At 54.4% G+C, this 16,958-nt stretch carries 38 protein-coding genes and 1 tRNA gene; 36 read left to right on the forward strand and 3 right to left on the reverse strand.

From position 1 onward, the window contains the following. Window positions 1–6: 6 nt before the first annotated feature. Window positions 7–1,239, reverse strand: coding sequence for a tyrosine-type recombinase/integrase (locus E0E29_RS09180; RefSeq protein WP_130849623.1), 1,233 nt, complete (start codon window positions 1,237–1,239; stop codon window positions 7–9). Then, the gene (locus tag E0E29_RS09185; protein WP_024723753.1) at window positions 1,233–1,442 is read right to left on the reverse strand and encodes a hypothetical protein; all 210 of its coding nucleotides are present in this window, start codon (window positions 1,440–1,442) and stop codon (window positions 1,233–1,235) included. The genes E0E29_RS09180 and E0E29_RS09185 overlap by 7 nt, the downstream gene beginning before the upstream one ends. A 51-nt stretch (window positions 1,443–1,493) precedes the next feature. On the opposite strand from E0E29_RS09185, the gene E0E29_RS09190 reads away from it, so the two are divergent. The 15 genes from E0E29_RS09190 (at window position 1,494) to E0E29_RS09255 (ending at window position 6,667) form a co-directional block, all read left to right on the forward strand. After that, a complete protein-coding gene (locus tag E0E29_RS09190) occupies window positions 1,494–1,694 on the forward strand; it encodes a hypothetical protein (protein ID WP_024723752.1) in 201 nt (66 codons plus the stop codon). A gap of 139 nt (window positions 1,695–1,833) precedes the next feature. Then, window positions 1,834–2,160: a DUF6431 domain-containing protein gene (locus tag E0E29_RS09195; protein WP_024723751.1), complete on the forward strand. Its 327-nt coding sequence runs from the start codon at window positions 1,834–1,836 to the stop codon at window positions 2,158–2,160. A 19-nt stretch (window positions 2,161–2,179) separates the two neighbouring features. Continuing rightward, complete coding sequence (locus tag E0E29_RS09200; RefSeq protein ID WP_130849624.1) at window positions 2,180–2,416, forward strand: hypothetical protein; 237 nt, start codon at window positions 2,180–2,182, stop codon at window positions 2,414–2,416. Window positions 2,417–2,498: 82 nt separating this feature from the next. Next, window positions 2,499–2,717 (forward strand): hypothetical protein, encoded by a 219-nt coding sequence (locus tag E0E29_RS09205; RefSeq protein WP_130849625.1) that lies wholly within the window; start codon window positions 2,499–2,501, stop codon window positions 2,715–2,717. Between the two features lie 301 nt (window positions 2,718–3,018). Then, window positions 3,019–3,222: a hypothetical protein gene (locus E0E29_RS09210; protein ID WP_207303595.1), complete on the forward strand. Its 204-nt coding sequence runs from the start codon at window positions 3,019–3,021 to the stop codon at window positions 3,220–3,222. Window positions 3,223–3,304: 82 nt separating this feature from the next. Then, window positions 3,305–3,502 (forward strand): hypothetical protein, encoded by a 198-nt coding sequence (locus E0E29_RS09215; protein ID WP_024723747.1) that lies wholly within the window; start codon window positions 3,305–3,307, stop codon window positions 3,500–3,502. Window positions 3,503–3,615: 113 nt separating this feature from the next. Next, on the forward strand, window positions 3,616–3,867 hold the full coding sequence (locus E0E29_RS09220) for a hypothetical protein (protein ID WP_024723746.1): 252 nt from the start codon (window positions 3,616–3,618) through the stop codon (window positions 3,865–3,867). Further along, the gene (locus E0E29_RS09225) at window positions 3,864–4,286 is read left to right on the forward strand and encodes a hypothetical protein (RefSeq protein ID WP_130849627.1); all 423 of its coding nucleotides are present in this window, start codon (window positions 3,864–3,866) and stop codon (window positions 4,284–4,286) included. Before E0E29_RS09220 ends, E0E29_RS09225 begins: the two co-directional genes overlap by 4 nt. Before the next feature lie 11 nt (window positions 4,287–4,297). Then, window positions 4,298–4,495: a DNA-directed RNA polymerase gene (locus E0E29_RS09230; RefSeq protein ID WP_334260280.1), complete on the forward strand. Its 198-nt coding sequence runs from the start codon at window positions 4,298–4,300 to the stop codon at window positions 4,493–4,495. A 28-nt stretch (window positions 4,496–4,523) separates the two neighbouring features. After that, window positions 4,524–4,736 carry a hypothetical protein gene (locus tag E0E29_RS09235; protein WP_024723743.1) on the forward strand — a complete coding sequence of 71 codons (213 nt, stop codon included), beginning with the start codon at window positions 4,524–4,526 and terminating at the stop codon, window positions 4,734–4,736. A gap of 82 nt (window positions 4,737–4,818) precedes the next feature. Then, the gene (locus tag E0E29_RS18120) at window positions 4,819–4,992 is read left to right on the forward strand and encodes a hypothetical protein (RefSeq protein ID WP_165449853.1); all 174 of its coding nucleotides are present in this window, start codon (window positions 4,819–4,821) and stop codon (window positions 4,990–4,992) included. 118 nt (window positions 4,993–5,110) lie between these two features. Then, window positions 5,111–5,332: a beta-lactamase induction signal transducer protein gene (locus E0E29_RS09240; RefSeq protein WP_130849628.1), complete on the forward strand. Its 222-nt coding sequence runs from the start codon at window positions 5,111–5,113 to the stop codon at window positions 5,330–5,332. Between the two features lie 27 nt (window positions 5,333–5,359). Continuing rightward, window positions 5,360–5,527: a hypothetical protein gene (locus E0E29_RS18125; RefSeq protein WP_165449854.1), complete on the forward strand. Its 168-nt coding sequence runs from the start codon at window positions 5,360–5,362 to the stop codon at window positions 5,525–5,527. Between the two features lie 394 nt (window positions 5,528–5,921). Further along, window positions 5,922–6,362 carry a hypothetical protein gene (locus E0E29_RS09250; protein WP_130849630.1) on the forward strand — a complete coding sequence of 147 codons (441 nt, stop codon included), beginning with the start codon at window positions 5,922–5,924 and terminating at the stop codon, window positions 6,360–6,362. Window positions 6,363–6,478: 116 nt separating this feature from the next. After that, the gene (locus tag E0E29_RS09255; protein WP_130849631.1) at window positions 6,479–6,667 is read left to right on the forward strand and encodes a hypothetical protein; all 189 of its coding nucleotides are present in this window, start codon (window positions 6,479–6,481) and stop codon (window positions 6,665–6,667) included. Between the two features lie 39 nt (window positions 6,668–6,706). On the opposite strand, the gene E0E29_RS09260 is transcribed toward E0E29_RS09255, so the two are convergent. Further along, entirely contained in the window at window positions 6,707–6,913 is a 207-nt protein-coding gene (locus tag E0E29_RS09260; protein ID WP_024723739.1) for a hypothetical protein, read from the reverse strand. A gap of 142 nt (window positions 6,914–7,055) precedes the next feature. On the opposite strand from E0E29_RS09260, the gene E0E29_RS09265 reads away from it, so the two are divergent. The 21 genes from E0E29_RS09265 (at window position 7,056) to E0E29_RS09350 (ending at window position 16,898) form a co-directional block, all read left to right on the forward strand. Beyond that, complete coding sequence (locus E0E29_RS09265; protein WP_130850836.1) at window positions 7,056–7,391, forward strand: hypothetical protein; 336 nt, start codon at window positions 7,056–7,058, stop codon at window positions 7,389–7,391. A 66-nt stretch (window positions 7,392–7,457) separates the two neighbouring features. Beyond that, a complete protein-coding gene (locus tag E0E29_RS09270) occupies window positions 7,458–7,817 on the forward strand; it encodes a hypothetical protein (RefSeq protein WP_024723736.1) in 360 nt (119 codons plus the stop codon). 48 nt (window positions 7,818–7,865) lie between these two features. Then, on the forward strand, window positions 7,866–8,015 hold the full coding sequence (locus tag E0E29_RS18130) for a hypothetical protein (protein ID WP_165449855.1): 150 nt from the start codon (window positions 7,866–7,868) through the stop codon (window positions 8,013–8,015). Window positions 8,016–8,112: 97 nt separating this feature from the next. After that, window positions 8,113–8,328, forward strand: a complete 216-nt coding sequence (locus E0E29_RS09275) for a hypothetical protein (protein WP_024723735.1) — start codon at window positions 8,113–8,115, stop codon at window positions 8,326–8,328. 170 nt (window positions 8,329–8,498) lie between these two features. Beyond that, a tRNA-OTHER gene (locus tag E0E29_RS09280) sits at window positions 8,499–8,569 on the forward strand. Between the two features lie 48 nt (window positions 8,570–8,617). Then, window positions 8,618–9,181, forward strand: a complete 564-nt coding sequence (locus E0E29_RS09285; RefSeq protein WP_165449856.1) for a DNA-directed RNA polymerase subunit alpha C-terminal domain-containing protein — start codon at window positions 8,618–8,620, stop codon at window positions 9,179–9,181. Window positions 9,182–9,196: 15 nt separating this feature from the next. After that, a complete protein-coding gene (locus E0E29_RS09290; protein WP_195309248.1) occupies window positions 9,197–9,655 on the forward strand; it encodes a BRO-N domain-containing protein in 459 nt (152 codons plus the stop codon). A gap of 4 nt (window positions 9,656–9,659) precedes the next feature. Then, window positions 9,660–9,971, forward strand: coding sequence for a hypothetical protein (locus E0E29_RS09295; protein WP_024723732.1), 312 nt, complete (start codon window positions 9,660–9,662; stop codon window positions 9,969–9,971). A gap of 17 nt (window positions 9,972–9,988) precedes the next feature. Beyond that, window positions 9,989–10,453 carry a hypothetical protein gene (locus E0E29_RS09300; protein ID WP_130849634.1) on the forward strand — a complete coding sequence of 155 codons (465 nt, stop codon included), beginning with the start codon at window positions 9,989–9,991 and terminating at the stop codon, window positions 10,451–10,453. A 21-nt stretch (window positions 10,454–10,474) separates the two neighbouring features. Beyond that, window positions 10,475–11,038 carry a hypothetical protein gene (locus E0E29_RS09305; RefSeq protein ID WP_130849635.1) on the forward strand — a complete coding sequence of 188 codons (564 nt, stop codon included), beginning with the start codon at window positions 10,475–10,477 and terminating at the stop codon, window positions 11,036–11,038. A gap of 23 nt (window positions 11,039–11,061) precedes the next feature. Continuing rightward, a complete protein-coding gene (locus tag E0E29_RS09310; RefSeq protein ID WP_130849636.1) occupies window positions 11,062–11,892 on the forward strand; it encodes a DUF6353 family protein in 831 nt (276 codons plus the stop codon). A gap of 63 nt (window positions 11,893–11,955) precedes the next feature. Further along, complete coding sequence (locus E0E29_RS18135; RefSeq protein WP_165449857.1) at window positions 11,956–12,132, forward strand: hypothetical protein; 177 nt, start codon at window positions 11,956–11,958, stop codon at window positions 12,130–12,132. A 34-nt stretch (window positions 12,133–12,166) separates the two neighbouring features. Further along, window positions 12,167–12,469 (forward strand): hypothetical protein, encoded by a 303-nt coding sequence (locus tag E0E29_RS09315; RefSeq protein ID WP_130849637.1) that lies wholly within the window; start codon window positions 12,167–12,169, stop codon window positions 12,467–12,469. A gap of 32 nt (window positions 12,470–12,501) precedes the next feature. Beyond that, window positions 12,502–13,266, forward strand: a complete 765-nt coding sequence (locus E0E29_RS09320) for a DUF6353 family protein (RefSeq protein ID WP_119345235.1) — start codon at window positions 12,502–12,504, stop codon at window positions 13,264–13,266. Between the two features lie 72 nt (window positions 13,267–13,338). Beyond that, on the forward strand, window positions 13,339–13,626 hold the full coding sequence (locus tag E0E29_RS09325) for a hypothetical protein (RefSeq protein ID WP_024723726.1): 288 nt from the start codon (window positions 13,339–13,341) through the stop codon (window positions 13,624–13,626). A gap of 80 nt (window positions 13,627–13,706) precedes the next feature. Continuing rightward, on the forward strand, window positions 13,707–14,072 hold the full coding sequence (locus E0E29_RS09330; RefSeq protein WP_130849638.1) for a hypothetical protein: 366 nt from the start codon (window positions 13,707–13,709) through the stop codon (window positions 14,070–14,072). Continuing rightward, entirely contained in the window at window positions 14,072–14,686 is a 615-nt protein-coding gene (locus E0E29_RS09335) for a hypothetical protein (protein WP_130849639.1), read from the forward strand. Before E0E29_RS09330 ends, E0E29_RS09335 begins: the two co-directional genes overlap by 1 nt. 15 nt (window positions 14,687–14,701) lie before the next feature. Further along, window positions 14,702–14,827: a hypothetical protein gene (locus tag E0E29_RS19025; protein WP_262669935.1), complete on the forward strand. Its 126-nt coding sequence runs from the start codon at window positions 14,702–14,704 to the stop codon at window positions 14,825–14,827. Continuing rightward, a complete protein-coding gene (locus tag E0E29_RS09340; RefSeq protein ID WP_024723723.1) occupies window positions 14,817–15,341 on the forward strand; it encodes a hypothetical protein in 525 nt (174 codons plus the stop codon). The genes E0E29_RS19025 and E0E29_RS09340 overlap by 11 nt, the downstream gene beginning before the upstream one ends. Before the next feature lie 2 nt (window positions 15,342–15,343). Beyond that, window positions 15,344–16,309 carry a DUF6353 family protein gene (locus E0E29_RS09345; protein ID WP_130849640.1) on the forward strand — a complete coding sequence of 322 codons (966 nt, stop codon included), beginning with the start codon at window positions 15,344–15,346 and terminating at the stop codon, window positions 16,307–16,309. A 10-nt stretch (window positions 16,310–16,319) separates the two neighbouring features. Continuing rightward, on the forward strand, window positions 16,320–16,898 hold the full coding sequence (locus E0E29_RS09350) for a cell wall hydrolase (protein WP_242622441.1): 579 nt from the start codon (window positions 16,320–16,322) through the stop codon (window positions 16,896–16,898). The last annotated feature ends 60 nt before the right edge of the window (window positions 16,899–16,958 follow it).

Raw genomic sequence — 16,958 nt, forward strand, 5'->3', positions numbered from 1 at the left:
CAAGGTCTATTTTATTTTCTCAATCTCCTCTCGAAGCCAAGTAAATTCGCGGCGCGTGTAGACCTTTTCTGTGATGTCGGAGATCTTGTGACCTACCATATATTTGATGGCATACTCATCCACCCCATAGCGTTTTGCCATGGTCACAAAGTGGGTGCGACCATCGTGAGGACGGTGCTCGGGGTTTAGTTTCAATTCATCACGGATACGCTCGAAGGCTTTCTGATACCGAGCATAGGTCAACTCAAAGTTCTTCTTGTTTCGGTTGTTGGGGTCTGCCCAGTTAAGCAGATACGGGCTTCCGATTGCTTCTGCTTCTCGATATTTTTTGAGTACCAGGTCCTGAATACGGGAATGAATGGGGACAACACGATTCTCACCGGCATCCGTCTTCATGCCGCCTTGAAATGTCCAGCTCTCTAAATCCACATCCTTTAGTTCCAGTAGTCCCAGTTCCTGAGGGCGCCAGCCGGAGTAGCACTGGATAAGCAGGATGTCGATACCATGTTTCTCATCGATATTATTCCAGAGCAATTCCATTTCATCATCTGTAAAAGCGATATGCCCCTTCTTTACTTTCTGGATCTCTTTGACGGTTTCTTCCGTGAGGTTGAAGGTTCTGGAATAGTTTCGATCCACTAACTCATATTCCAACGCATAGTCCAGCATCATGTTAAACATGGATTTGATTTGGTTCTTCATGGTGGCTGTTGGATGCTGCTCTCTGCCTCGAACAGTGGCCACGCCCTCTTCCATGCAGCCTTTTACATGACGGGCTCGAATGTCCATAACTCGCATCTTGTAAACTGCCGAACAGTAAGGCCAGGCACTGGTCACCGCCTTTGTACTCTTGACGGTCTTTTCGTATTCTGGAAGCCACTTGTCATAGAGCTCCTGCATGGTGATGGCTGTTCCAAGGTCATATGGATTCTTGTTATATTCCACCAGAGCGGCATAGGCATCGTTATAGGTGGCGAAGTATGATTCCGGCTTGAGCGGTTTGCAAATGGGTCTGCCATTAGAAGTTTTCCCCACAGTTACCATGGCTCGGAATGGATTTCTCAAATTACGATTTTTGATCTCACTGATCTGACCAAAGCCATTCGGCAATCGCCGTCGCTTGTTGGATTTGCGAGGTCTTTTTATTTTTTCAGAAGGTTTCAGAGGATATCCGCAATGAGGACAGGCATTTGCCTTATCGCTCACTGGCAATTCGCACTCTGGGCATTGGGTCAGCATAGGTCATCCCTCTTTTTCAAGGCTTTAATTTCTCGGCGTTCGATTTTGTCAACGATACGGCCGCCTACCGCATGGAGTAGAAAAACGCTGCCCGCAAATAGTAGCGCACCCCAGGCTCGCTGATTTTTGTTGTACTCTTTTACGCCGCCCTGCATAGTATAGACTTCATGCAAATGCTTGGCTGGGTTCACGTGTTTCTTCATTGGGTGTCTCCTTTCGCAAGATTTACAGTGGGTTTTATGGAGGTGTTCTATATGAAATACATGACGAATGCACAAATCGACGAGCTTAATTTGCTTTTGGATAAGCATGGGGCGGCTTTGACAGCATTTTATAACGAAGGAATGAGACAAGGCGCCAAAAATGTGATTCATGGTATGATGATTGGCGCGGCGATTATTGCTGGCGTTCAGATCACAAGGGCAATCATCAGAGCACACAAGCAAAAGAACTAAATAGGAATTGGGGTCGCTTAATCAGCGGCTCCTTTTCTTTTTGCCCCTTGCGCCGCCCGCTCTAATCATATATGATAAGTGTACGAATTGTCAAGCATATTCCTACACAATATTTTTGATTAAGATTTGAGGGCTGGATATGGTGATGAACGAGTGCTCCGCCTGTCCCCGGTGCGGCGGACGGTTGAAATACTACGACAGCGTGCCCAGACTGGTACGGACGAAAGGGCGGCAAACCTCCAGAGTTCCCATGCGCCGCCTGCGGTGCTCCGGCTGCGGGGCAATCCACCGGGAACTGGGCGGTCTGTTCTTCCCCTACAAGCAGTACGAGGCCGAAGTGATATTCGGCGTACTGGAGGGGCTTATCACCTGCGAGACACTGGGGTTCGAGGATTACCCCTGCGAGATGACCATGCTCCGGTGGCTTTCGCAGAAAGCACAGCTCCTATTATGGAGAAATCCATAAGCGAAAGGAGTAAATGAGCATGAAACTGACACCTGTGGACCAGATACCGAAGACGAACGGCTATCACAAGCTGCAAGAGCTGATCGAGGAGTTTACGAACGGCGACGCTAAAATCGTAAAGGTGGAATTTAGCGAGACCGATTATAAATCCCCGGCGGTCTGCCGGTCTTGTCTGGCCGCGGCCATCAAGCGGTCGAAGCGTCCGGTCAAGGTATGGCGTCGTGGAAATGAGATATTCCTGAGCAGGGATGTTTGACAAAGGATCGAGCCACCGTAACAGGCGGCTCTTTTCTTTTTCGGACGCAGGAATTGCACAGCCCTTTATGGAGGTGATTTCAATGGACAAAATCAAAGCACTCAACACCAAAGTCATGGCAAAAGACTTCGGACGGGTAGGCTTGGGCACACTGGCCATTGTAGCCGGAGCATTTCTGTGGGGCAAGTTTTTGTACGGCAGAGGTGTGCGCGGCTGCCAACGCTGGATGTGCGAGACGTTTCCGGACGAATACGAAAGCATGACGGAAAAGGTCGCTGATATGCTGGAACAGGACCATTGAACAGGCCAAAACAGATTGAGCCGCTCTCGCGGCGGCTCTTTCTTTTGTCTCCGGCGGTTATATTTCTAATTTAGATTAGCCCGATTTAACCTAAGTTAGAAAACGGGCCCCGCAGATTTTGCAATTCCTATTATGGAAAGGAAACGGATAGATGCTGGTGGAAATCCAGCGGTGAGACACGAAGGCGTGCCGCCAAGTAATAACTTAATCAAAGATGGCACCCACCGGGCAACGGTTTTCGTTGGGCCGACCCTGAAGTCGTTTCCTTTTCTTTTTTCGCGCCGATTCAACAGGGGCCTTTATGGAGGTGAAGGTTATGAACACCAGGAAAATTCTTAGCGCGATCGGAACATTCGCGGTTGTGGGCGCGGTATCCACGGCAGGCGCGGCACTATGGACGAAGGTTCTGAACAGGAAGTTTCAAATGGTACAGCTCAAACTGACACACCCGAAGTCAGACAAAATCATATTCGTCGACTTCAAGAAGGCAAAGAGGGGCCGCTGACGCAGCGGCTCTTCTTTTTTTTTCATCCGCACAAAAGGCCGTCTCCTTTATGGAGACAAAACTTTTTAGGAGGTAATCAAGGATGAACAAGCAGAAATGGACAGAGAAGCCGGTCACCTGGGGCGGATATCTCAAACTCAGCGGCATTGTGACAGTCATCGGCGCGATTTTCAGCGCGGTGTATATCATTGCCATGTTTGAGCCGGCCTGGTGGATCGGGATTCGGAAGACGGTTGGAAAGACGTTCAACCATTGGGCCCGGAAAAGGAATCGTTTCTAAAGGGCGGGAGCCGCTGCAACAGGCGGCTCCTTTTCTTTTTCTTTCCACCGAGGTTGTTTTTACGAAAACGGGGCTGCGCCCTTAGAATAGCCGTTGAAAGGAGGCAGACGCCGATGAATGAACAAGAGTTCCATCCGGGCTCCGTCCCTGTGGCGGTGGTGGCCCGTGTTTATGGAAAAGACGCGTCCTGGGTGAGGGCCGGAATTATCTCCGGCTGGCTGCCCATCGGCAAGGCGACCCGGAACGGCAATCTGGTGGCCAGCATTGAGGAGATGGATTCCCGGTATGGCCGGATCAATTTCTACATCTCGCCAAAACGATTGTACGAGGAAACCGGATATTTCTGGAGAGGAGAACGACGATGAGAAATGACATGCGCCCGGAGCTTTCGCAGAAGAACCCCTACTGGATCGGCAAGCACCGCTACTACGAGCTGAAGCATTTCTGCCTGCAATACCCCATTTGGAAAAAGGCCCGACTGGCCCTGGATGGGCTGAGCAGGCGGCCGGCCGACCTCCAGGTCTTTGTGAGCTGCGGGCAGGCGAAGGGCGACCCAACAGAGCGGTGCGCCCAGTCCCGGATATTCTTCGGGGAGCGCATGGAGATGGTGGAGCAGGCGGCCATCGAGGCGGAGCCCGACCTCTACTCCTATCTGCTGCGGGGCGTGACCGAGGGGCTGTCCTACGATGCGCTGAAGATGAAGTATGATATTCCCTGCTGCCGGGACGTCTATTACGCCGCGTACAGACGGTTCTTCTGGCTGCTGAGCAAGAGGAGGGATTGAGGTTGCGGGTTGTGGACGTGGCTGTCCGGCAATGCTACCGGTTCAACTGCCCGAACTGCGGGAGCAGGCTGGAGGCCGACTGCGGCGATCTGGTGGACATCGGCGGAAAGACAAGCCGGTTCTGGTGCCCGGTCTGCCGGAAGGAGCGGTATGTTCCATGGAGTGCCCTAAGGAAACGGGTTGTGTACGAGGACAAGTCCGCGGAATAGGCAGGCTCCTTTATGGAGGTGAAATGCCATGAAGAAAACGATTTTGGAAAAGGTGGCGGACAACAAGTTCAATGCTGTGAAACAGTTAGTCCGATTCATTCGGGAAAATGACAAGAACCCGGGTGGATTTGAAGACTTATGGGAAAACAGTTTTGCGCTTGAGGACGAATTAGATGAAATCATACTTCGGATAGCGCACATCATCGAATTGGAAAAAGCATTAGAAGAATACGAAGAGTAAGGATTGGGCCTGCGGAAACGCGGGCTCTTTCCTTTTTGTATTTCGCAGAAACGGCAGCGGCTATTATGGAGGTGATACCATTATGACTTACAAGCAAATCGAGGCAAGCCGGGAGCTGAGGCTTTGGATCGGACAGGTGATCGTGTCCGCCGTTACGATGGCGGTCGCGTTGGCGTCCATTCCGGAGGTCAGGAACGCGGCTTCCACAAAGCTGGAACAGCTGAAATGGAAACTCAAATCCAGGAGCAAGGGCTGAGCAGGCCCTTTGCTTTCTATTTTCCATACGCAGCCGGCCGGAAAGCGTGTTAGAGTGATATCCTGAAAAATTCCCGGGTGGAAAATTTGAGAAAACAGCATTAAAGGAGGAATTGAATTTGGCGATTATTGCAGCGATCGCGGCGCTTTGCATTGGAATTTTGATTGGCATGTATCTGTTCCAGGATCGTCCGGTCGGCGACCTGCGGGTGGACCATTCCGATTTCGCGGACGAAGGCCCTCATTTATATCTTGAGCTGGATACGGATATACGAACCGTTATGCGGAAGAAACGGGTGGTCTTCCGGGTCAAGGTGGAGGACTTCCTGCCGCACGAATGACATAGGCCTTTATGGAGGTGTATTGTAATGAAGAAATTGAAACTCTGGATGACACAGTGGCTGGTCGATATCGGCTCCTGCTTGACGGAACTGGGAGACCGTATGATTTGGAAAGGGGTCGATATGGGCGACGACCTTCTCAGAGATGACGATGAATTGTTGAAATACGCGAAAAAGAAGGGGATCGTCCGATAACGGACGCCCCTTTCTTTTCATTTCGATATATACTTGTGCAACCAATCCGGCAAATCAGGATCGTCAATGGTCCAGGAGGTCTTTCGCCGTTCGGAATGGACCCATTCGTTTTCCCGACCATCGAAAATCCTTTTCCGTCCACATCTGTAAAGGACAATTTGGCCATCTTCCAGGCGATACTCATTCCAATAATAACTATGCGTGACACAGCCAGGTCTCTCTTGCGTAGCATAAATCGTCATGGGTATAAGCCATCCTTTCCGAAGAATAATAGTTCTTTTTATGAGTATAGCACCACAGCCCTGCGGCCGCAAGAGACATCGAACGCCGGGTACGCACGAATAACATCGGCTATTATGGAGCCAATTCTGATTTTTGAAAGGAGAAAAAGCATATGGCAGAGATTAAAACGTTGTTGGATGATGTGATCGAGACGGAGCTCGCGAATCTGCGGACCCTTCCGTCCGGAAACGAGGAGAGAGCGAAAGCGATCCGGGATCTGGCGGCGCTGCACAAGCTGCGTATCGAGGAGATCAGGGCCCAGGCCGACGTGGATGAGAAGTCCGAGCGGCGGGAGATGGACGGCAGACAGCGCAGGGAGGAGCTTGCCTGCAAAGATGCCGACCGCGCCCGCGAGGAGGAGCTTCAGAACCGTCAGCTTCGGGAGCAGAAGATCGACCGGTATATGCGCATTGCGGTGGCCGGCGTGGAACTGGTGTTGCCGCTGATGTTCTATGGCATCTGGATGAGACGGGGATTCAAGTTTGAGGAGTCCGGAGTTTACTCGTCCACCACGTTCAGGAATCTGTTCAGCCGTTTTCGGCCGACAAAGTAACGAATAGGCTCGAAAAGAAAATGAAGAGGCCGTGCAGACAGCACAGTCTCTTCGTTTTATCCGCATATTCGGCATGGTGTTTTATGGAGAAATCTGAATTTAAGGAGGTTTCGCAAATGAAAATGACAGAAGAATTGAAACGTTCAAAATTGATTCTACGCATTGGGCGTGCACGCCGCTTATATGACGCTGGGAAAAATGCAGAAGAAATTGCGGCGGTTATGCGAGAGCCCATCGCGTTGATGGAAAAATGGATCAATAACTTCAAAATCATTGACGAGAAAAGACGCACTCCAAACGGATAACTCCGCAATAGCAAGGGTCTGACGAAGACTCTTGCTTTTTTAGTCAGGGTCCCAACCGGAGCCCATGTCTTTGATTTGGTCTTCTCCTGTCCCCCAACTGGCGCTGATGTCGGGAAGAGCGCAATCATAGCAAACATTGGCGTCTGGGTATTGATCGTCGTAAACACCCTTATAATATTCTCGACTGAGCTTTCGTCTCACGGCGGCAACATCAAACTCTTTGCCGCATTCTATACAAACAGCCATATTCGCCCCTCCATACATAAAGGATGTTTCCATTTTACCATAGTCCTCGCCAAATTTACAAGGCGTTTTATGAGGAGAGAGCGCTCTTTACCTCAATATCAGCCGGAGCCGCAAGGCCCGGACGACTTAGGAGGTAATGCAAATGCGTAAGAAGGGTAAAAAGGTCATTCGGCCGGCAGGAGACGAACTGATGGACTACCTGAACCGGGGGTTCGCGATCTGCAACCGGTGCGGGGCGGTGATGGACCGGAGAGAAGACCCAAGAGGAGGTTGTGATATTTACGCCTGCCCGTCCTGCGGATGGGAGATTGACGAGATGGAGTACGAGTATGAGAGCGGAGATCCGATGGAGCTCGTACAGGATGAAAGAGGCGATGACTACCTGGTCTTCCGGAACGACATGCCGCCCGCCGGGTGCAGAGCGTGCGGAGGCCCATACCCCTACTGCAAGCCGTCGTGCAGAATGTTCGACGACTAAGCATGACCAACGTAGAGGAGGAGCCCTGTAACAGGGGCTTTTCCTCTTTTATATTTGGAGGCAGACATGCGCTATCACTACGAGAAGCCGCCCATTTATCTTTCCATGTACGGACAGCGCTACTGCTGCGACCATCCGGTCTATAACCACTGCACCCTGTTCCTTGTCGGCGAACGGGGCCTGGCGGTGATTCAGCAGCGGTACGACCCGGAGACGAAGCACACCTTCTGGGCCGAGGTAGACGAGTGGCTGACGGACCCATTATATCTGCACCCCCGGTTTCGGGCGTTCTTTGACCGCCGGGCCGGGACGGGTACGGACGGCCTCTACCCCACCGTGACCATCCGGCAGATCATGTGGGCGCTGAAGATGAAGCCCCTGCCCAAGCAGCCCTGGGAGACGGTCTTCGACCATACGCCGATTTGACAACCTCCTTTATGAGAAACCAACTGATTTTGAAAGGGGTTGCGGTTTATGAAAACATTCAAGAACAAGCTGTACGCTGTGGGGCTGATGCTCTGCGGGAGTGTTCCGACATTCCTGGAGCAGGACGCCACGGCGCTGGTATTTATCGGGATGATTGCAGTTCCGCTGTTCTTTGCAAAAGAAAACTGGATTTATTAAAGGGAACGGCCCAGACAAGGGCTTTTCCTTTTATTTTTGCGCTTATTTCGCAGCTCCTATTACGGAGAACGATGCTCGTAAAAGGAGGTAAAGGGGCATGGACGAAATGAGACTGGAATCGAAATTTACAACAGGACTTGTATCAAAAATCGCAAGGACCGTTGTGCGTAAGAAGCTGGGCTACGATATGGATATTCGGCTCAACCGGCTGCGGACAACGGTGGTTGATGAAAAGACACACGTACATCTGGACGTCGATCTGGAGCTCACAAAGGAAGAGCTTGACAAATTATTGAAGAGCATCGGGCTCTGAGGCAGAGGCCCCATAACAGGGGCTTTTGTCTTTCTTCCGCAGATTCCGCAGGTTCTATTGTGGAGAGGCATACAGCGAGCTACGAAGCGAGGGTGGTAGTAGGCAACGCAAGACGGAAACCCACCTGCCTCTCTTAGGTTTTCGCAGATTTTGCAATTCCTATTATGGAGAGGAAGTTAGCTCAATGGTAGAGCGCAGGCTGAAATGCCTGAGGCCGCCGGTTCGAGTCCGGCACTTTCTCTTTCGCTTTTGCATGGAGAAAAAAAACAAGTTTGGAAAGGAGTTTACCATGGAGAAACGGCCGCTGGACACGGAGCTTGAAGTTCTTTGGAGCGAGCACCTCGAAGACGATGTGTTCTCAGTACGCGCTTACAATGTTCTGGCGCATCGTCTCGGTCTTCGCACGTTAGGGGATATTTTGAATTTGACCCGCGACGACATTGCAAAGGCGAGGGGCGCGGGGAAAAAGACCCTGGACGACATTGCGAAGCTGGTTCGGTCGTGCGGATACGAACTGAACGGATTCACGGACGCCGGTCCGAACTGCAAAAAGTGCAAACAGAGGGATTTCCTGCGGCCGGCGCATCAGCACTTTCTCAAATTGGCAAGGGAGTTCAACCGCTCGTATCATCATCCCAAGGACCGCGCCTTTGTGTTTCCAAACCGGATTTCCGGAGAGACGGGCTGGGATATTGTAAAGCGGGCCATATTCGCCACCTATAACGTGTCGAGCATTGCCTCTCTGCCAGACGGGGCGCAGGCGAAAATCAATGAATTTGCGATGGGTCTCACGGATATTCTGTTCCAACAGCTGCGGGACCGGGCAAAAGAATACAAACGGAGCAATATTTGAAAGGAGAAAATGAGCATGGAAGTTAAAATTGTGGGCGAGATCAAGTTCAAGACCTGTACCCTCCCGGTGTATCGGGATTTGGACGAGCCCCTGTTCAAGGCGGGGGACGTCGCCGAGCTGATGGACTATGGGCCGAACAATATTTGGAACCTGACCAACCTTTGCGAAGAGGACGAGAGGCTGGTGCTGTCATCGGAAGTGGCGGGTCAACACCGGCGGGTGACGTTCCTCACCGAGAGCGGACTCTACAGCGTCCTTGCCCAGAGTCGGAAGCCGGTTGCCAGGGCGTGGCGGCGGGTCATTGCCGAGGAGCTGATTGCCCTGCGGCGGTCCCGTGGCAAAAATATCTCGGAGCAGTTCGAGGACTGGGACCACATGGCGGACACCATCTACTTTGACGAGGTGACCGGGCGGCTGATGCGGTCGGTGACCGTTCCCGGCGGGGACGTGGAGCAGGTTCCCTACGAGCCCTGACGCCATGAAAGCGGAAATTGGATACCCCGATGTGGTCATGGGGGATTTTATACAGGACCTTATCGGCGACATCGAGCATAACATGCGGCTTGCTCCGCCCAACGACCAGTATTTCGAGGAGCTCAGCATTCAGAAATTTACCCTGCAACAGCTGCTCCGGGAGATTGGCAGGCATGAAGGAGACTCTCCCACCGCCGTAGTAGCGAGATTTGTGGAGAGGATGTCTGCCACAGCAAAAGAGGACGACCCACGGTTCGTCTTTTCTATCTCCAGGGACGCGGCCCAGTCCATCCTGGACGGATTATATTTTGACTAAACAGAAAAGGAGAAACAATGACTGGAGAAGTTTACATTCATTATGGCGCGGACGCCTTCGACCCGAGCCATGGGTTTCCGGTGGTAAACACGAAATACTCCTGGGTAAAGCCCCACGGAGGTCTATGGGCATCGAGAAAACGTGCGTCCTACGGCTGGGCCAAATGGTGCGAGGAGAATTCCTTTCGGGATTGCGCCGCAGAACCCTCATTTCAGTTTATCATGCGAAATCCGGAAAAAGTAGCGGTCATTCATAATTTGAACGATCTGCGACAGCTTCCGATGGTGAGAGACGTTCCGCCCGGCATGTGGGAGGAAATTGACTTTGTGGAATGTCTGCGGCGAGGAATTGACGCTGTTGAACTCTGCTGGTATGGGGAGGAATACCAAGACCAGCGGGCCGATGATTTATATCTCGCTTTGTATGGGTGGGACTGTGACTCCATTGTGGTCCTCAACCCCGACGCAGTGATTCAGATTTAATACTCGAAAGGAGAAAACATCATGGTTAAGACCTATCTTGATATTCTGAGCGAGCGCGGCATCCGCCCCTTCCTGACCGACGAGGCTTTTGAGGAGCTCCAGAAGTTTGACTACAAGAGCCAGTACGCCATTCCCGGCCAGGTAATGCCGGTCTTCAAGCACCCCAACCAGCACAAGATCGAGCTGGGCAAGACCACCAATCTGATCGGCGACATGTGCTGGTACGGAGCCAGCGTGGAGGAGCTGGTGCGGTCCATCAAGTATGGCATGGTGGTGCTCGACGCGGACAAACGCCATTTGGACTGGAAGAAGGCCGCCGAGGACTTCGGTATTCAGGAGCTTCTCAAGGAATACCGCCGGTTCCGCCGCAAGCCCAAGCTGACAGAGCGGGAAAAAGCTTGTCATTACCGCTTATACCGGCTATGTTCTGGAGGGTACGGCCGGAAAGGTAGTGGATTTCGTGGAACAGGAGCTGGGTCATTCCATTCAGACGCCGGAGCCGCCCGCAGTCCCGGTTGTTGTGGAGGTGCGCCGGGCTTTGCAGGAGGAATTCTGCGAGATCTGCCGGAAGCACCACATCTTTGATTATATTTAAGGAGGATACGGACGTGAACGCAAAAACGACCCTGCTCCACGGAGCCGGGAAAGCGGTCAAAAAGGCGGCGCCGACGATATTGACCGTTGTCAGCGCGGCGGGGGTGGTGGCCACGGCGGCTCTGGCGGTCAGGGCCACACCCAAGGCCCTCAAGCGCATTGAGGCGGCAAAAGCGGTCAAAAAGGCGGAAAATGGCGGAAATTTGACCCGAATGGAGACGATAGGAGCCTGCTGGCAATGCTATGTACCGGCGGCGGCCACGGGAATCGCTGTAATCGGGTGTATTTTCGGAGCAAATGCCCTCAACCGGCGTCAGCAGGCGGCTCTGGTCAGCGCCTACGCCCTGGTCAGCCGGTCCTACAACGATTACCAGCGCAAGGTCAAGGAGCTCCACGGCGTAGACGCCCACCGGAGGATCATGGAAGCCTTGGCTGCCGAAAAGAGCAAAAAGCAGCCCATCTACGCGGGCACCCTGATCGGGTCGTCCTCTCTGGACTTTGAGGACGCCGGCGAGGAAGAGCGGCTATTCTACGACGCCATCTCGGAGCGGTATTTTCAGGCCACCATCAGCCAGGTGCTCCAGGCCGAATACCACCTCAACCGGAACTTTGCCCTGGGCGGAGGATTCATTACCCTGAACCAGTTTTACGAGTTCCTGGGCATCGAGCCGGTACCCGGCGGGGACGAGGTGGGCTGGATGGTTTCGGACGGGCTCTACTGGGTGGACTTTGACCACCAAAAGACCGTGGTAGACGACGGGCTCAACGGCGAGGTGGAGTGCTACATCATCGACGCACCCTTCCCGCCGGTAAGCGAGCGTGAATACGAGGACATGGAGCTCTGAGGGCTCCGCAGAAATTGCATCTCCTATTATGGAGAATCTATATTTAACAGGAGGTTTGACTTTATGGACTCGAAAACGATATTTAAGGTATTGTCCTTTGTAGGTATGGCCCTGGGCGGGATCGGCACACTGCTGTCCGCCTGGGCTGACGGAAGGGAGCAGGACGCGATTATCGAGGAGAAAATAAATGAAGCACTGGCCGCCCGTGAACATGGAGAAAAGGAAAGCGAGGAGCCCTGACCGGGGCTCTTTGCTTTTGCAGGAGCCGCTGTCCATGAACGAACAGGCGATCCTCTTTCTCATGGAGGTCCTGAACGGCTTTGAGGAGCCGCCAAGGTCCGACTGGCCCAGGCACGAGGCGGAGGAAGTCAGCTTTTCCCGCTGGGCGGTGGAGGAGCTGCTGCAACAGGTCTGGGGCCACCCGTGGACACTGGCCTCTGAGACGGTAGAGCGTTTCGCCGCGAAGCTGGGGCTATACGCCGAGACCTGCGTCACGGACCAGCAGCACCGGATCTTTCGGATCGCGGCCGAAACCGTGAGGGGATTCCTCGATGAGATCGAGAAGCTGGAGCGATGAAAACATTGATATTTATGAGAGGAGATGGCGTATTGAACAAACAAGCAATTTCAAACGCCCTGAAAGCGTTGCAGAAAACCGTGAAAAAGCACAGCCCGGAGATTTTGACGGGCATCGGCATCGCCGGGATGACCGCCGCCGCTGTGATGGCGGTCAAGGCCACCCCCAAGGCCCTGCGGATGGTGGACGAAAAGGAAATCCGGGACGGAAAGCGCCTGACCACCGGCGAGATCGTCAAGACCACCTGGAAATGTTATATTCCCCCGGTCGTCACCGGCGTATGCTCCGCGGCCTGCATCATCGGGGCCAGTTCCATCAGCGCACGGCGCAACGCGGCCCTGGTCACGGCCTACACCATTTCGGAGACCGCGTTGAAGGAGTACCGGGACAAGGCGGTTGAGGTGGTCGGCGTGAAGAAGGAGCAGGCCATCCGGGACGCGGTGGCCAAGGACAAGCTGGAGAAGGCCAATGTCAAAGAGCGGGAATTCATTTCCACCGGACGGGGCGAGACCCCCTGTTTCGACCCGCTGACCAACACCTGCTTCAAGTCGGACATCGAGAGCCTCCGCCGGGCGGAAAACACGCTGAACAAGCGGATGCGGGACGAGGTGAAGATCACCGTCAATGAGTTTCTGATGGAGATAGGCCTGGAGCCCTGCGACGACTCTATCGGAGAGACCATGGGGTGGGACATCGACAAGGGCTACATTGAGCTGGACTTCAGCTCCCAGCTGGTGGACGGCGTCCCTTATCTGGTGCTGGGGCACCGGGTCCCGCCGGTCTATCTGGGCTGGTGACATCCGCAGAAATTGCATCTCCTATTATGGAGAACCATCCAATGAACCTAACTTTATAAGGAGGAACTTGACATGGAAGAGATGAACGCAAGAGTGATGGAGAACGAGGTTATGGACGAGACCGTGGAGGTCGATGAGGCCGTTGACAGCGGAAACGCTGGCGCGCTGGTCGCAGGAATCGTCGGAGGCTTCCTGGCTTACGCCGTGATTGGCGGGGCGAAGAAGCTCTGGGGGTTTGCGGGCGCCAAGCTGGCCGAGCGGAAGGCTGCCAGAAAGGCCGGGACCGACGCGGTAGACGTCGAGTACACCGATGTCGAAGAGACTGCGGAGGATTCCGACGAGGGGAACTCTGAAAAGTAAGCAGAAGAGAGGTTCGCCGGGGGAGAGTACCTGTTTCAGGTGCTTTCCCTTTTTTGCTTTTGAAAGGAGAAAATTGCATCATGAGAGGTATTTTGAAAAACACCCTGTTGTTATTGGGCGGTATGGCGCTGGGGAGCCTGGCGACACGGAGAGCGATCCGGTATGCCGTGGAAAACAGGTACGACCGTGTGAAGTACGAAGAGCCCATCTTTGGGACCGGGGAGGACGCCGAGCAGGTGCTGGACGGGCTCAAGACCCTCATCAGCACCTACGGCAACGCAACGGCGGCGGATTTGTATGAGCTGGCCGGCATCCACGATTTCAAATACGAGATGACAAGGATTGGCTGGACCTCCGTGGACGGGGTGGAGATCGTCCAGACGGACGACGGCTATATCATCACACTCCCCCAGCCCAAGCCCATCACTTACAAGGAGGAACCGTAATGGCAGAGTATCCCAACAACTCCCACAGCGCAAGGGAGAGAACGGATTCTACCGCACCGGGAAAAGCGGAAAAGAAGCTGGAAAAGGTGGTGACCGGAGCGGCCAAGACCCGGAAGAAGAGTGAGGCCCGGAAATTCGTCAACATCTTTGTCCCGGAGGACGGGGAGAACGTCAAGTCCTATATCATGATGGACGTGATTATCCCCGGCATCAAGAACGCCATCGCCGACGTGATCAGCATTGTGCTCTTCGGCGACTCCGGGCGCATCGGCGGAAGCAGGAGCAAGCGGGACGGACGCTCCCGGCTCACCTACTGGGACGACAGGCGGGATGACCGCAGAGAGTACGGACGGCCCAGAGCTGCCGCGGGCTTTGAATATGACGACATTATATTTGAGACCCGCGGGGACGCCGAGCTGGTGCTGGATCAGCTGGAATCGGCCATCGCCAACTACGGCATCGCGTCAGTGGCCGACCTCTACGACCTGGCGGGCATCACCTGCCGCAATTACACGGCCAACCGCTATGGCTGGACGGATATTCAGTCGGCAAAGGTCATCCGGACCCGGGAAGGCTACACCTTGCAGCTTCCGAGGACGGTTCAGATCAACTAAAAGGAGGCCACAGCCATGTATGGATATTTGACCTCCAGCGGCTACAAGGGTCTGGTATGCGGCCGGTGGATGCTGTTCGCCACGGACACCGAGTATTACGAGTACATGAGAGAGCATGAGGAGGAGCGCCATGCGGATTAACGCGGATTCATTTGTAGGCGTCGGCATCTGCATTTTGGGGCTTGTGGGCGTGGGCTACGCCATCGGCGTCCACTCCAAAATGAAGGTGATGTGCGACCGGCTGGACACCAGCATCGACAACCTGGCCAACAACACCGAAATCGATATTCCCGCAAAGGTCATCGACCAGGCGGTTCAGAAGGCCGTAGAGCGGGAGTCCTATTCTGCGGTCAAGCGGGCCACGGAGGAGGTCGTGGCCGACGCGAAGCGGGAGATCGAGAGCCGGGTGGGCACGGCGGTAAAGGCCCAGTATGACGCGATTTCGGACGGTGTGGCAGACCAGATCGCCAAGAACGTCGCCCGGATCGACGAGAGCAAGCTCAAGAAGGAGGTCGTGCAGAAGGCCAAGGAGCAGATCGCCGAGAAATTCGACGACAAGCTGGACGACCTGCTGGAGGAGTTCAACGGAAATCTCCAGAACGTGGGGAAAATCTATAAATCTATTGCGAGATCATTTTCTAAGGAGGATATTTGACGATGAAAACCAATGAAATCATGAAATCTGTGAGCCTGACCTTCAACAAGGTGGGGTTCCAGCTTCAGAAGAAGAGCCCTGAAATCCTGGTTGCCGCCGGCGTGGTCGGCGTGGTGGTGAGCGCCGTCATGGCCTGCCAAGCCACTCCCAAGGCCCTCAAGGTGGCAGAGAAGACCCAGGACGACGTCGAACGGATTCAGAGCGCCGAGGATTCCGGCGTTACCCAGGCCGGAGAGACCTACACCAAGGAGGACGCCCGCGGCGACCGTATGCAGGTCTACGCCCACACCGGCTTCCAGTACATCAGGCTGTATGCCCCCGCCGTTCTGCTGGGCGCGGCGTCCATCACCTGCATCCTCACCAGCCACAAGCTCATGAGAAAGCGCAACATGGCGCTGGCGGCGGCCTATGCCACCCTGGACAAACACTTTAAGGATTACCGCGGCCGTGTGCTGGAGCGGTTCGGCGAGCAGGTGGAGAAGGAGCTGCGCTACAATATCAAGGCCAAGGAGATCGAGACCACGGTGGTGGACGAGAATGGTAAGGAGAAGAAGGTCAAGGAGACGGTGGACGTAGCCGCCGAGGGCTGGGACCCCTCCAAGTACAGCCCCTATGCCCGTATCTTTGACGAGGGCCACCCCGCCTACATGAAGGATGCCGAGCAGAACAAATTTTACCTGCTGGCCCTTCAGGCCCAGGCCAACGACCGGCTCAAGTCCCGCGGCCACCTGTTCCTCAACGAGGTCTATGAGATGCTGGGCTTCCGCCTGACCAAGGCCGGCGCCGTGGTGGGCTGGATCTATGACCCCAGAGAGCCCATGGGGGACAACTTTGTGGACTTCGGCATGTTCGAGGTGTGCCGCGAGAAGGCGGTGGACTTCGTGAACGGCTACGAGCGGTCCTTTATCCTGGACTTCAACGTGGTGGGCGACATCACCGACGCGCTGGCCACCCACCAGACGCTGTGAGGGCTGAGCCATGAAGAAATTTTTGGCGACCCTGCTGCTTGCAGCCGTAATGCTCACCGGAGCGTCCTTCTGTGTGGAGTATGAGCCTGCCGCCGCTTTGGAGCCGGTTGCCACCCCGGTCCATGCGGTTGCGGAACAGGTCAACCTGACGGAGAAACGGGCTGATATTCCTCAGCCTGTGGTCTCCAAGGCCCCTGTCGTCCAGCCGGAGGAACCGATGGAAGAGCCCAACGCCGTCACGCTGACCCAGGAGGAGATCGACCTGATCGCCCTCTGCGTGATGGCGGAGGCGGAAGGCGAGCCGGAGGAGGGCCAGCGGCTGGTTATCGACACCATTTTGAACCGGGTGGACGACCCCCGGTTTCCCGGCAATGTCCACGACGTGATTTATCAGAAGAACCAGTTTGCCGGCATGTATGGAGAGCGTATCGAGCGCTGCTATGTGAAGGAAGAGCTGGTTCAGCTGGTCCGGGAGGAGCTGGAGAACCGCACGAACAGCGAGGTGGTCTTCTTCCGGACTGGCCACTATCATTCCTACGGCGTCCCCCTGTTCCAGGTGGGGGCGCATTATTTTTCCAGTTATGAGTAAAGGAGGCGCGCATTATGAAAACCTGCATCAAAGCCCTGCTGTCCTACGCCCTGGCCACCG

Source organism: Intestinimonas timonensis (assembly GCF_900626145.1).
GTDB lineage: Bacteria > Bacillota > Clostridia > Oscillospirales > Oscillospiraceae > Intestinimonas > Intestinimonas aquisgranensis.

Excerpts from the sequence above, each read along its gene's own strand:
- E0E29_RS09180 (WP_130849623.1), bottom strand. The coding sequence starts at position 1,239 with ATGCTGACCCAATGCCCAGAGTGCGAATTGCCAGTGAGCGATAAGGCA.
- E0E29_RS09185 (WP_024723753.1), bottom strand. The coding sequence starts at position 1,442 with ATGAAGAAACACGTGAACCCAGCCAAGCATTTGCATGAAGTCTATACT.
- E0E29_RS09190 (WP_024723752.1), top strand. The coding sequence starts at position 1,494 with ATGAAATACATGACGAATGCACAAATCGACGAGCTTAATTTGCTTTTG.
- E0E29_RS09195 (WP_024723751.1), top strand. The coding sequence starts at position 1,834 with ATGGTGATGAACGAGTGCTCCGCCTGTCCCCGGTGCGGCGGACGGTTG.
- E0E29_RS09200 (WP_130849624.1), top strand. The coding sequence starts at position 2,180 with ATGAAACTGACACCTGTGGACCAGATACCGAAGACGAACGGCTATCAC.
- E0E29_RS09205 (WP_130849625.1), top strand. The coding sequence starts at position 2,499 with ATGGACAAAATCAAAGCACTCAACACCAAAGTCATGGCAAAAGACTTC.
- E0E29_RS09210 (WP_207303595.1), top strand. The coding sequence starts at position 3,019 with ATGGAGGTGAAGGTTATGAACACCAGGAAAATTCTTAGCGCGATCGGA.
- E0E29_RS09215 (WP_024723747.1), top strand. The coding sequence starts at position 3,305 with ATGAACAAGCAGAAATGGACAGAGAAGCCGGTCACCTGGGGCGGATAT.
- E0E29_RS09220 (WP_024723746.1), top strand. The coding sequence starts at position 3,616 with ATGAATGAACAAGAGTTCCATCCGGGCTCCGTCCCTGTGGCGGTGGTG.
- E0E29_RS09225 (WP_130849627.1), top strand. The coding sequence starts at position 3,864 with ATGAGAAATGACATGCGCCCGGAGCTTTCGCAGAAGAACCCCTACTGG.
- E0E29_RS09235 (WP_024723743.1), top strand. The coding sequence starts at position 4,524 with ATGAAGAAAACGATTTTGGAAAAGGTGGCGGACAACAAGTTCAATGCT.
- E0E29_RS18120 (WP_165449853.1), top strand. The coding sequence starts at position 4,819 with ATGACTTACAAGCAAATCGAGGCAAGCCGGGAGCTGAGGCTTTGGATC.
- E0E29_RS18125 (WP_165449854.1), top strand. The coding sequence starts at position 5,360 with ATGAAGAAATTGAAACTCTGGATGACACAGTGGCTGGTCGATATCGGC.
- E0E29_RS09250 (WP_130849630.1), top strand. The coding sequence starts at position 5,922 with ATGGCAGAGATTAAAACGTTGTTGGATGATGTGATCGAGACGGAGCTC.
- E0E29_RS09255 (WP_130849631.1), top strand. The coding sequence starts at position 6,479 with ATGAAAATGACAGAAGAATTGAAACGTTCAAAATTGATTCTACGCATT.
- E0E29_RS09260 (WP_024723739.1), bottom strand. The coding sequence starts at position 6,913 with ATGGCTGTTTGTATAGAATGCGGCAAAGAGTTTGATGTTGCCGCCGTG.
- E0E29_RS09265 (WP_130850836.1), top strand. The coding sequence starts at position 7,056 with ATGCGTAAGAAGGGTAAAAAGGTCATTCGGCCGGCAGGAGACGAACTG.
- E0E29_RS09270 (WP_024723736.1), top strand. The coding sequence starts at position 7,458 with ATGCGCTATCACTACGAGAAGCCGCCCATTTATCTTTCCATGTACGGA.
- E0E29_RS18130 (WP_165449855.1), top strand. The coding sequence starts at position 7,866 with ATGAAAACATTCAAGAACAAGCTGTACGCTGTGGGGCTGATGCTCTGC.
- E0E29_RS09275 (WP_024723735.1), top strand. The coding sequence starts at position 8,113 with ATGGACGAAATGAGACTGGAATCGAAATTTACAACAGGACTTGTATCA.
- E0E29_RS09285 (WP_165449856.1), top strand. The coding sequence starts at position 8,618 with ATGGAGAAACGGCCGCTGGACACGGAGCTTGAAGTTCTTTGGAGCGAG.
- E0E29_RS09290 (WP_195309248.1), top strand. The coding sequence starts at position 9,197 with ATGGAAGTTAAAATTGTGGGCGAGATCAAGTTCAAGACCTGTACCCTC.
- E0E29_RS09295 (WP_024723732.1), top strand. The coding sequence starts at position 9,660 with ATGAAAGCGGAAATTGGATACCCCGATGTGGTCATGGGGGATTTTATA.
- E0E29_RS09300 (WP_130849634.1), top strand. The coding sequence starts at position 9,989 with ATGACTGGAGAAGTTTACATTCATTATGGCGCGGACGCCTTCGACCCG.
- E0E29_RS09305 (WP_130849635.1), top strand. The coding sequence starts at position 10,475 with ATGGTTAAGACCTATCTTGATATTCTGAGCGAGCGCGGCATCCGCCCC.
- E0E29_RS18135 (WP_165449857.1), top strand. The coding sequence starts at position 11,956 with ATGGACTCGAAAACGATATTTAAGGTATTGTCCTTTGTAGGTATGGCC.
- E0E29_RS09315 (WP_130849637.1), top strand. The coding sequence starts at position 12,167 with ATGAACGAACAGGCGATCCTCTTTCTCATGGAGGTCCTGAACGGCTTT.
- E0E29_RS09325 (WP_024723726.1), top strand. The coding sequence starts at position 13,339 with ATGGAAGAGATGAACGCAAGAGTGATGGAGAACGAGGTTATGGACGAG.
- E0E29_RS09330 (WP_130849638.1), top strand. The coding sequence starts at position 13,707 with ATGAGAGGTATTTTGAAAAACACCCTGTTGTTATTGGGCGGTATGGCG.
- E0E29_RS09335 (WP_130849639.1), top strand. The coding sequence starts at position 14,072 with ATGGCAGAGTATCCCAACAACTCCCACAGCGCAAGGGAGAGAACGGAT.
- E0E29_RS19025 (WP_262669935.1), top strand. The coding sequence starts at position 14,702 with ATGTATGGATATTTGACCTCCAGCGGCTACAAGGGTCTGGTATGCGGC.
- E0E29_RS09340 (WP_024723723.1), top strand. The coding sequence starts at position 14,817 with ATGCGGATTAACGCGGATTCATTTGTAGGCGTCGGCATCTGCATTTTG.
- E0E29_RS09345 (WP_130849640.1), top strand. The coding sequence starts at position 15,344 with ATGAAAACCAATGAAATCATGAAATCTGTGAGCCTGACCTTCAACAAG.
- E0E29_RS09350 (WP_242622441.1), top strand. The coding sequence starts at position 16,320 with ATGAAGAAATTTTTGGCGACCCTGCTGCTTGCAGCCGTAATGCTCACC.